At 41.5% G+C, this 10,984-nt stretch carries 9 protein-coding genes and 1 pseudogene; 6 read left to right on the forward strand and 4 right to left on the reverse strand.

All coding sequences use genetic code 11. The features are described 5' to 3' along the window. Positions 1-42: 42 nt before the first annotated feature. Positions 43-930 carry a LysR family transcriptional regulator gene (locus EXT47_RS23130; protein ID WP_130127697.1) on the reverse strand — a complete coding sequence of 296 codons (888 nt, stop codon included), beginning with the start codon at positions 928-930 and terminating at the stop codon, positions 43-45. Positions 931-1,030: 100 nt separating this feature from the next. On the opposite strand from EXT47_RS23130, the gene EXT47_RS23135 reads away from it, so the two are divergent. The 3 genes from EXT47_RS23135 (at position 1,031) to EXT47_RS23145 (ending at position 3,356) form a co-directional block, all read left to right on the forward strand. Continuing rightward, complete coding sequence (locus EXT47_RS23135) at positions 1,031-2,197, forward strand: MFS transporter (protein ID WP_130127698.1); 1,167 nt, start codon at positions 1,031-1,033, stop codon at positions 2,195-2,197. An 83-nt stretch (positions 2,198-2,280) separates the two neighbouring features. Next, positions 2,281-2,817, forward strand: a complete 537-nt coding sequence (locus EXT47_RS23140; RefSeq protein ID WP_130127699.1) for a GNAT family N-acetyltransferase — start codon at positions 2,281-2,283, stop codon at positions 2,815-2,817. Between the two features lie 74 nt (positions 2,818-2,891). Further along, the gene (locus tag EXT47_RS23145; RefSeq protein ID WP_130127700.1) at positions 2,892-3,356 is read left to right on the forward strand and encodes a GNAT family N-acetyltransferase; all 465 of its coding nucleotides are present in this window, start codon (positions 2,892-2,894) and stop codon (positions 3,354-3,356) included. A 262-nt stretch (positions 3,357-3,618) separates the two neighbouring features. On the opposite strand, the gene EXT47_RS23150 is transcribed toward EXT47_RS23145, so the two are convergent. Beyond that, the gene (locus EXT47_RS23150; protein ID WP_130127701.1) at positions 3,619-4,602 is read right to left on the reverse strand and encodes a restriction endonuclease; all 984 of its coding nucleotides are present in this window, start codon (positions 4,600-4,602) and stop codon (positions 3,619-3,621) included. Positions 4,603-4,651: 49 nt separating this feature from the next. Then, positions 4,652-5,596 carry a hypothetical protein gene (locus EXT47_RS23155; protein WP_130127702.1) on the reverse strand — a complete coding sequence of 315 codons (945 nt, stop codon included), beginning with the start codon at positions 5,594-5,596 and terminating at the stop codon, positions 4,652-4,654. A 323-nt stretch (positions 5,597-5,919) separates the two neighbouring features. Between EXT47_RS23155 and EXT47_RS23980 the strand changes: the two are divergent. Further along, a pseudogene (locus EXT47_RS23980) lies at positions 5,920-6,069 on the forward strand (phage integrase N-terminal SAM-like domain-containing protein); the annotation flags it as partial. A gap of 319 nt (positions 6,070-6,388) precedes the next feature. Then, positions 6,389-6,898 carry a GrpB family protein gene (locus EXT47_RS23165; protein ID WP_130127703.1) on the forward strand — a complete coding sequence of 170 codons (510 nt, stop codon included), beginning with the start codon at positions 6,389-6,391 and terminating at the stop codon, positions 6,896-6,898. Between the two features lie 378 nt (positions 6,899-7,276). On the opposite strand, the gene EXT47_RS23170 is transcribed toward EXT47_RS23165, so the two are convergent. Continuing rightward, positions 7,277-9,883 (reverse strand): ExeM/NucH family extracellular endonuclease, encoded by a 2,607-nt coding sequence (locus EXT47_RS23170; protein ID WP_130127704.1) that lies wholly within the window; start codon positions 9,881-9,883, stop codon positions 7,277-7,279. A gap of 297 nt (positions 9,884-10,180) precedes the next feature. Here EXT47_RS23170 and EXT47_RS23175 point away from each other — a divergent pair, with 297 nt between their 5' ends. Continuing rightward, on the forward strand, positions 10,181-10,915 hold the full coding sequence (locus EXT47_RS23175; RefSeq protein ID WP_240701664.1) for an ABC transporter substrate-binding protein: 735 nt from the start codon (positions 10,181-10,183) through the stop codon (positions 10,913-10,915). Positions 10,916-10,984: the final 69 nt, after the last annotated feature.

Genomic DNA, 10,984 nt, shown 5'->3' on the forward strand with positions numbered 1-10,984 from the left:
TTTTGTACTTAAATTGTGAACAAATGTGAAAGCCAGTTTTCCCTACTTTGTTGAGTTAAGGTGATTTTTAAGATGTTCGATAAAAAGCTGGGTTTTATAGGGGGTGTAGTTTGTCTTGGGATAATACGCCCATAATTGTTTTGTTTCAGATTTTACTTCAGGCAATACTGGTATAAGTAAACCTTGGTCGAGTTCTCTTTTCACATAGCTAGGCGCAATAAATACCAGTCCCAAACCTTGTACTGCTGCTGTCAACATAGCGTCGAGTTGATCAGAAACGAAGTTATAGTTGTCAAACTGGAAGACATCGCCATTTTCTAAAATAATCCCGCCTAGTTTGTGGTAATAACTGCTTAACAACATTTTATGTTGGCGCAGATCATTAAGGGATTTGATAGGCTCATGTTGTTTGAGATAGTGAGGAGCACCAAAGATCTGCATTTGATAATCAATGAGTCGACTGCCTTTATGAGAGGCTGAGTCAAAAGCTTCATAGTAGCGTGTGATCACTAAATCGTGAGTAAGATCTGGGTGTGCGCCAGGGGCGATGACATTAAGGTGAATTTTTAATTTGGGATATTTGGCTAAAAATGAGGCGATATTTGGCATTAAAATGGTGCTGCCTACCGCGAGTGTTGAAGCGATTTTTAAGCTACCAGATGGCGCTTGATTCAGTGCTTGTCCGTGATCAGTTAAACATTCAAACTGCGCTAGCCATAGAGAAGCCTTCGGTAAAAAGTGCTCCCCAGCCTCAGTGAGATTGACTTGGCGAGTAGTACGAATAAATAGCGTTAAGCCAAGCTGCTGTTCTAACCAGTCAATTCGCTTGCTCATTGCAGATGCTGAAACACCTTCTTCATCTGCGGCACGAGTAAAACTGCCAAACTCTACAACTTTGCTAAAACTCCGCACTCCGGTTAGCCAATCCATTAATTATTTCCTAGCAAGAATAAGTGTTTTTATTATTACCTTGTTTTTTGGATATTAAAAGCTCGATAAAATCATCCTCAGTAAATTCAAGGGGGTTGACGTGTTTCAAGTTGTGTTTTTAGCTGTTTTGTTGATGTCTTGCTCTCAGCTCGCAAGCCAAATCTACATCCCTGTTTTACCTAATATCACGGATTCCTTACAGCTTACGCCTAGTCAAGGACAAGCAGCAGTAATTAGCTATTTCACTACACTAGGAGCTGCGCAACTGCTGGTTGGGCCGCTACGAGATAAGTTTGGTGATAGACCTTTATTTTTTAGTGGGCTGGGTATTTTGCTGTTAGGCACAGTTTTTTGTTCTATTGCATCTAGCGCCGAGGTATTTTTTATCGGTCGAGTGTTGCAAGGCATTGGTGCTGCGTCGCCGGTGTTAATTGGTAGAACGCTTCTTGCTGCTAGATTATCAGGTAGTGAACTTAAAAGCGCGATGGCGACGCTATCAATGTCGGTGAGTGTTACTGCTATTTGTAGTCCATTTTTAGCTGGTGTTTTATCTGGCTGGGTAGGGTGGCAGGGGATGTCATGGTTTGCGTTTGCTTACTATATTTTGATACTGGTTTATGGCTATAAAACTATGCAGCAGAGCAGTAAAATTACTATGTCGCTGAGGCCAAAAGCGCTCTTTAATGAATATCAAAGTCTATTGTTAAATCGCTCGTTTATTTCCCTTGCGTCGCTCAAGTGGTTGCCTACTTTTTTGTATCTCACCATTCAACTGTATCTGCCGTTTTTATTGGCACGGCAGTTTGGCTTGGGAGCCAACGCAATAGGTCAGGCGATGATGATCCCCATGTTTGGCTTACTCATAGGGTCAATATTAACTAAGGTATTGCAGCGCAAGCGCACTTATTTGGATATCGTGATTTGGACTTGGCCGGCGCTCGTTGTCAGCGTGTTATTGCTGCTATTTGCAAGTGGTAGTGCGCTTGCTGTTTTGCTTGCTTATGCTGCGATTATGTTTGTATTTGGCGCTTATTTTCCAAGTTACATGCACCTTATTGGCGTTTTACATCCAGAGAAAGCAGGAACAGCAAATGCGCTAGTCGGCGCGGTTGAGCTGTTATTTTTTTCTTGCGTGGCATGGTTGGTCAACAGATGGCTACTGAGTGGCGTTGAGTCACTCGCGGCACTCGTTTTTGGTTGTGCACTGTTACTGTTTATAACTTGGCGGCATTTACGCACTGTCCTTATGCCGATTTGTAAAGAGTAATAGAATGCAGGGTTTCTGCTACATAGCGTTTATCTATGAGACTGATGGCTATGTATGTGATCTTAGGGTAGGGAAAAATAACAATGCAGCTTGAAACAGAACGTTTATCCATAAGGCGAATGACAATGGATGACTTAGATGCGGTTTACAGCCATCGGAAAAACCCAAATACGTCAAAATATATCGGTGCGCCTGCCACGTTCGAGTCGGCAAAAGAGCGGCTAATTCAAGCTTGCCAACCTTGGAAAGGTGACGTCGATGAGCGCTTGATCTTGGCTATAGTGAACAAACAAAAAGGAAAACTGATTGGCGAGCTAGTTTTTAAATATGTCGACGAAGAGAAAAAGGTTGGTGAAATTGGATTTCGATTAGCGGAGGATGAAATTGGTTGCGGCTACGGCTATGAGGCTGCTGCGGCGCTGATAGAGGCGGCTTTTCAACAGTGCTCTGTCGATACCATTCAGGCCATATGCGCCGTTGAGAATCTGCAATCGCAGCGGTTGATGCTGAAGCTAGGGATGAAACGGAAAACTCATTTAAAAGCCTTTTTGGATATAGGCGGTGAAAAGCACGATATCTATATCTATCAATTAACTAAGGCCTGTTATCTGGAATTGTAAAGGGAACAAAATACAGTTACTGTAAAAGTGGTTGATAATCCTTTGTCAGCATTATGTTTATTTGAGGAATTAAAATGGAATTTGAACTTTTAGCGCAGCACAAAGCGCTGATACCAATCATTGCAAAATGGTACTTTGACGAGTGGGGAAGCATTGTTGAGGAGGCTTCTGTAGAGCGTTTTGAGCAAAAGCTTTTAGATTATCTTAACGAGTCCGCCATTCCTTGTGTAATCGTTGCGCTTGATGGCGATACAGTCGCAGGAGTCGTGCAGCTTAAATTTCATGAAATGAGCATCTACACAGATAAAGAACACTGGATTGGTGGTGTCTATGTGGACAAGCCCTATCGTGGAAAGCAGTTGGCGTCACGCTTAGTGACAGAAGCGGAGCGGTTAGCCATTAAATTAGGTGTCAAAACGTTATATTTACAAACAGAGCATCCTGAGGGCGGGTTATATCGAAAACTCGGCTGGCAACCGCTCGAAAACGTCAATTACAGAGGCGTTGATGTGGTAGTGATGAGCAAAACAGTAGTTTAGTTAAATAAGCTAGATTATAAGCTCAGGTATAAGGCTTAATAAAATCCCACAGTTTTATATGTTCCAAACTAGGCCGTTCAAGAGCAACTTATTATTTTAAATCCAATTGCTATAACGGACGTTCACCCAACTTGTATTTGGACAAAAGCGTTTTAGGTCGTCGACTGTATTAGGCGAATTTCGCATAAAAATTTCTATGGGCTAGCACCCGCATAATGGGCGCGAGATTGCGAACGTCCTTATTGACGCGTTTGTTAGCCTATTATGGGCATAAGACCGAAAAGAACTCTTCCAAGTGAGAATCAATAACTTCAAATGGCTCTTCCCCAGCATCTTTCAAATTAATCATATCTATAAGGTCAGAATCTGTAACAAAGGCTATGAGTTTCTCATCTTCGACCCACGATCTCCTACGCTTTTTCTCAGCTGAATCTTTCGGCCCTTTTCTAGAGCATAATATGCCAAAAGATCTCATTGCCTTGGGGTATAGGTACTGCCGAATTGACTCTACTTCCTTTTGTCCTATTTCTTCTTCATAGTTTTTAAATTCGGCAACCATGAATCTTGTCCGACACTCTGATCTGAGGATATCCCAATATTGGTTTCCAGGGCGAATAGCGTATACGGCATCACGAATGTCAAGCCCGTCCTCTGTTCTACTCTGAACTTTTGGCGCAGACAAAGGATTTAAAAAGAGATAATTTAATATCTTGACGCAAACATCTTCATAATCTCGCCAACCATCCTTCCCTAAAGGCGTATTCTTTAGTTCGGTGATTAATTTGTTTTCTTTAGGTTTTACAACTAACGAAGAGTCTATTTCTAATACTGATGCTTGGTATGAGATCAATGCCTCAAACTCGTTCGCAATTGAAGAATGTCGATCGACAAGTTCATTCAGTTTATTTCGGTCTACAATTCTTGCGTTATTAAAAGCATCAAGCTCCAAAAGACCCCGTTCGGATATGGCATTTGAAGTTACGATAATAAAGCCATCCGAAGACTCTAACTGAGAATACCTTTCAATATCAGCAACAATCTTTCTCAATAATGATGCCGGTAACACGTCTTGTTTTTTGTAGTGTTTTACTTCGACAAGCTCAGTTTTCCCCGAAGGATTTTCGACAACTATATCAGGCCCAGAAATTCCGTACCTATTGTTCTTCTTTATCTCATAACCTTCTGCCTGCAACAGTTTTGCCACCAATACTTCAAACTGCTCATAGTTTAGAGATTTAAAGTCCACTTCACTTCCTTATAATTAATGTCTATTGCTAATTGGAGAGGCTAACGCTTCAATTAGCTGCCGCGTTAGCGGTCGGCTGCATTGATTTGTTATATTTTTTTATGAGAATTTCTTGTACGGATCCGTGTATAAATTCATCTCCAAACCTAAATGATGCAGTTATTTCTATACGTTCCTGCCCGCTATTTGGATATTCAATAGATAAACTGCCTTTTTCTAGAGGCTCTACTTCTACTGATGAATATGGCATACCATCCGTCTCTTTGACTTTAAAGAATAGCGAGTCAGTAACGCTCGCACTTATTGGCAGCGAGCTTTTGTTTATCAATTCGTAATCTATTTTTATTTTTTTAGGATCAACTGAGACCCCTAAAATCCTTAATGGGAACTCTTGATTTGAGTAGCTTTCTGATAAATCCGAAGTTAAGTAATTTCCCAGCTCGATCCATCCTGCCTCATATATATTCTCATATTTATACTTTACGTATTTCGATTCAACATAAGAATAGGCATCGCCTCCCCAGAAAAAAAGGCTAGCTACCAAAAGTGCAAACGAAATTGTGACAGCAGACTTAGATGCAGAGGGCGGGACTTCATCAATTTTTTTACAGAAACTTCCTTTCACCTCTTTAGAAGCTAGCAAAACCAGATCGTCATATGAAAGGGTTTCGCCTTCGACTAGTAATATAACCGAAACCTCTGAATGAGAATGAATTCTGTCTAACTTTAGAACATTATCGATTATCGAAACTCCTGACTTATTCGACGCTAGGAGTTCACATTTGATTTCCTGTCTTATTTCTAAAGAAATATCCTCTTCTACTTTAGTGCCCTTGTTATAGACTACTAACTCCGCGACAGAGCCACGATCTGACAAAAATGATTTTCTATGCAATTTGGGTACAACAGCATAAAGCTGCCGGACTTTAAATGCATATGCAACTAGAGAGGTAAGAATGAAAAGTACTACCCCTGCTATTACTTTTTCAATCACACCAATTCCCTCTTAAAAAATATAACATTTTATTCGTGCGCATGCGTGTTTACCTCGTTGGACCAGTGAAAACGCGCGCAGTTAACTATCTGTATGCAAAGAATTTATCAGCATTCTGCTAAATATACCATCTGGAAAAATGCGCATGCGCGTTTCCCAAACCTATTATCTCAAATCCCAGAAAAATAACCTTCTGATAAACAATAATATTTTTAATTTATTCATGCGTAAACGCGCAAAAAACTTTTCATTATTTCCCTTGATATCCGAGAATTCCAGATGACACTGTGCATATATACAGCCAAATAAGGTAAGGAGTTATCATGAGTCTAAAAAGCCCATTTCTGAAAGGTATTCAGGAAGAAATGCGTATGCGTGGTTACAGCATTAGAACAGAAAAAACCTACCTATATTGGATTAAGGCATTCATTAACTTTCACCACAAGCGTCACCCTGAGACAATGGGAACGGAAAATGTCAGAGCCCTTTCGAAACTCAGTAGCATTACTAAAATAGGGTCAACTGAAGCTAAAAAAGTTGGTTGCACATCACACTGCTGAATCGAAATGGGGCAGGAATGAGTTGGCTGAACGACCGCTAGGTATGTACAAATAGTGCAAATAGCAGACACCCGCCATAACATAAATACAAATTTTTATGGATGTAAGTGTTAGCCCGTACTTCAATAGTGCATTTATCGCGGCGTTTATGTGGTAGTGATGATTATAGCTTTGCTTTAGTTGTATACTGTTCAAAAACCAAATCGAAAGCAATTACAGGACCTTCCTTTCAATGGCAGACCAAGCTATTTCACTTTCTAAATATAATCAAGATTGGCCACGGATGTTCCAAGATGAAAAGCTAAGGTTAGCGCCTTTGCTTTGCCCTTGGGTTGAAGGTGGTATTGAGCATGTGGGTAGTACAGCGGTGGTTGGTATGGTTGCTAAGCCGGTGATAGATATTATGGTGGGTGTTAAGTCACTAGAAGCGTCAAAAGAAGCTATCAAAGTCCTTACTCAACACGGTTATTGTTATTACCCCTATAAAGCTGACGTAATGCACTGGTTTTGCAAACCAGCGCCTGAGTTTAGAACTCATCACTTACATCTTGTTCCCTTCGATAGTGCACTTTGGCAAGAGCGCATTTCTTTTAGGGATAAATTAAGAGCGTCATCAGATTTAAGCGCTGAGTACTGTGCGTTAAAGCAAAGATTAGCGCAAGAATACAAAGATGATCGTGAGCAATATACTCAACAAAAATGGCCTTTTATTCAGAAAGTGTTGGCGTCATTTTATAGCTGATATTAACCCAGCCTGTCGTGGCAACATGAAACGGCGATAATCGGACATTTTATAGTTTTTAACTTAGAGAATAAGTGTCCTTTCTGAAAGTATGATTAATTAACCTGAGCTGCGGATAATTAATGCCTTTCTAGCAGCCAGTTTTAGCGCTAACTGCGTTGAATTCACTTCCAATAGCCAGCTATTGGTGCGTAAATTCGCCTTGTTTTCCCTAAAACTCTCTGGCTAGACAAGGAGAAAACTAAGTTGTGCTTTAGCAACAATGAGTTGGAACATTCCTTATCCAAACCTCAGGTTAATTAGTTGTGATTAGAGTAAGTTGAAAGACCAAGAAAAACCCAAGAGCCTTGGCTCTTGGGTTTTACATTAAAGCAGCAATTAATTCGCTTTTGTCGCTTTGTATTTGATAGTTACATTGTAGTAAGGGAATAAGCCGCGCAGGCGGAAATTCCATTTACCTTCTGCTGGCTCGTCAAATACACAGCTTTCTTCACTACCCCAAAGGTATGGACGACAGTCGTACTTGAAGAAGTTTGGCATTTTCTTATGGCGCACATATAGGTCTGCTTCACCTTGACCTGTGATTGACACTTCTAGTTTATCAAAGCCCGCTGGTAGCTCGATTGAGCGATGTTGCCACCAGAACCAACCTGCAAGGCCTGTAAACTCGCCTTCGATAATTGTCGGCTCTTTAGCAAGGTTAAGGTCGATAACTACTGGGTCATGATCCGATGCGCGATAAGCGTGCGCCGCATAAAGACTCGCTTTGTGAGTATCTGACTTGTACTCAGTGTTGTAATCTAGCGCAACGGGTTCGTCAGCATTGATATGCCAATCCGTTACTGACTTTACTTTCTCCATCATCGTGTTTGAAGCAAAGGCGTGATCTAGGCTACCGATACGTCCTTGATACACGTATGAATAATCTAAGCTATTGCCATGAAGCGTTTGCTTGATGTTGGCATAACCATTCTCGACATAGGTGTTGATTGGATCTTCCTGAGCGTATGCATTCATGTCGCCTAGAATAATCACATCATCTTCTGCAACTCCTGTCGGATTTGTGCCAAGCCAAGTCGCTAGGGTATTAACCGCTGTGACTCGAGTTTGGTTCCAACAACCTTGACCATCATTTTGGTCTTGATCTAAGCCCTCAGCTTTTGAGCAACTGCCTTTAGAGCGTAAGTGAGCCATTACCACAGTGAAGATTTCTTCGCCGTTTGCCTCTTTGAAAGTTTGTACGACAGGAGGACGGTTACCGTAATCAAATGGTACGGCTTCGGTAAATGCAGGCGTGCCTACTTCAGCTACTTTGTTACTACGATAGATGATACCGGATGTAATTGCGTCCCCACCCACTTGGTCAACATTTAGGTTTACAAATGCGTAAGTATTAGCAGAGTCTGCTGCATTTAAAGCGTTAACGAGATCGGCAATCGCACTAAACTCACCAAAGCCATCATTTTCTACTTCTAGCAGACCGATAATATCGGCATCGAGCGCCGATATTGCAGCAACCGTTTTTGCTTTTTGGCGTTCAAACTCTTCTAGATTGTCTGCACCACGTGACGTTGGGAAACCTGCACCTTGACCATCACCATTGAAGTAGTTTAATACGTTGAAGCTAGCAATACGTAAATCTCCACGGACTTCTACCTGAGGTGCTTCTGTACGTAGATTAGTATGGACAAAGTTTGGTGTTGTTGTTGGGTGAATACGGTATTGGCTATAACCATATCCCATTACCCCCTCAAGGCCTGTCACAGAATCGCCCAGTCGTAAAGTGTTATAGGCATCTAGTGTGGGTGATGGGTAAGGAATAACGTCAGGGTTTTGTACTGATGAACCATCATCGAGTAAAATTTCTTTGCGCTTGTTCTCAGCTTCTAGCTGGTTTGCTGCATCACCAGGAGTTGCTACTTGAGTGCTCTGGTATAAACGTTCAGTACCTAAGCGTACTTCGCCGTAGCGTGCAAGTCCGTATGTATCGTTAACGACCAACTCATTTGAAATCGAAACCAACATGCCTTCGTAGGCTTCAAGACCATTCTCTGCAGGTAAAGTAACGGTAGTCGCTGAAGCCGTTGCAGAACCACATAACTCAATTGCGTCGACGTTAATAAGTTGAGTTTGACCATACTTCTCTTCAACTTTACCACGTAATTTAACCACATCGCCTGTGCTTACTGGTGTTGCAGTATATACGACAAAAATACCTTCGGACGTATTACTATCAGCATCATAGTCAGCGCTTTCTTCTTGAATGAAGAAGCCGCCAAGCCCTGCATCTGATTGTAGGCTTGCAGTGACAACAGCTTGAACTTCAACCGTTTCTCCAGCTAATGGGCTTGCATCGCCTGCGCCCTGAATGGCACTGATCAAGGTATTATTTTCGCCACAGATAACAGGCTCTGGCTCAGGTACGTCACCGCCATTAATGTGGATACCTAGGTTGCTAAAATCGTCTTTAGCAAGTGCAAGCCATTGTCCAGCGCCAACAAATGCAGAAGTTGCATCGGTGCGGCCAGTGGTTATTGCAGGATCTCTGACAAGCGTTTTATCTTTTGTTCTAATATCGCCATCAATCCATTCACTACCTGGGTCGACACCAACCTGACCTAGGCTATCAACAACTGCACCATTGAGCGTAAGCGTAACGGCGTCATCACCATTAAACCAGCTACTTGTGTTTGTTAACTGTGCCTTTGCGATGATCTCTGTTGCGGAGTCAGCATGAGCAATAACATAAGTTGATTTAGCCGCAAGTTCACCACTTAGTTCTATATTCGTGCGAGCTTCTGTTGCGCCATTAAAGAAAAAATTGACTGAGTAACCAGTTAGATCGACAGCTTCGTCACTACCATTGTAAAGCTCAATGGCTTTGTTATAACTGCTACCTTCAACATACTCAGAGATAATCACCTCTGCTTGTGCATTTAGGCAAGCTAATGCAATAGCTGAAGCTAGGATAGATTTTTTAATCATTTTTTATTTTCCCGTGTATTAGAATTATCCGAATTTTTATTCGGACGCAGTATTTTAAGCGCTATTGATGACAATTCAATTAAACTTCACTGTTTGTTTACATTGGTTTACACTAAATTGTGTGTTGAAGGACAAAAGTCGTTGAATTTTATGCCATATTCAAACGTTGCCTGTGAGCAATTATGTGTATATTTCGAGATGCAACGGTTGCGCTATACTCAATTAGGATCGGAGCAAATATTTGTAGCAAAGTTGCCAGTCAACTTAGTTTGAAAGTGAAGGCGGGAGTGCGTAAACATGGCGATAAAGAGTTTAAAACAGTCATGCCTTCTGTTTATTGCCCTGTCATGCACATCATCGGCAAATGATGCCATAGTGGGAGCACATAATGTTTGGCCTCCCTACGTCATTAACGAACATTCCGGTTTTACTGTTGATTTAGTTCGCGCGGCATTTAAGGCAGAGAATCAAGATTTTGAAATGCTCATTATGCCATTCAGTCGTGCCATGCGAATGGTTGAGAAAGGGCAGGTCGATATGATCCCCGCTTTATGGCGTTCTGAAAGTCGCGATGAACGCTTTATTTTTAGCAATGCTTATTACAGTAATAGGCTGGTACTTATTTCACGTACAGAGCCAACCATTCATTTTAAAGAGTTGGACGATCTTAAAGGACTAAGTGTATGTGCTATCCGGGGCTTTCGTTCTGAAATTGCACTCGCTCAGATCCCACAAATTCGCCTTGAAAAGCTCACAAACCTGACTTCCTGTCTGTCGCTTCTCAATAAAGCGCGAGTAGATGCTGTAGTTAGCGACGAGCTTGCTTTTGTGTATTTACAATCTCAACACGCTGAATTTCACAGCTTCAAAGTACATCAACCGACCATAGCACAATGGCCGCTCCATATTGGCGTTAGCAAATCTTATCCGAATGCAATAGCAATTATTGAATTGTTCAATAAGGGTTTGATACAGCTTAAGACGAATGGTATTTATCAGGCAACACTTAAAAAGTATCATTTAGATGAGTGAATAACCGAGCCAGTCTGCTCCAGTTAGCACTGTGTTTTATTGCAAAAAGAAGGGGTGATGAAGCTTAAC

The sequence above is a fragment of the Pseudoalteromonas sp. CO342X genome, assembly GCF_004208915.1.
Classification (GTDB): domain Bacteria; phylum Pseudomonadota; class Gammaproteobacteria; order Enterobacterales; family Alteromonadaceae; genus Pseudoalteromonas; species Pseudoalteromonas maricaloris.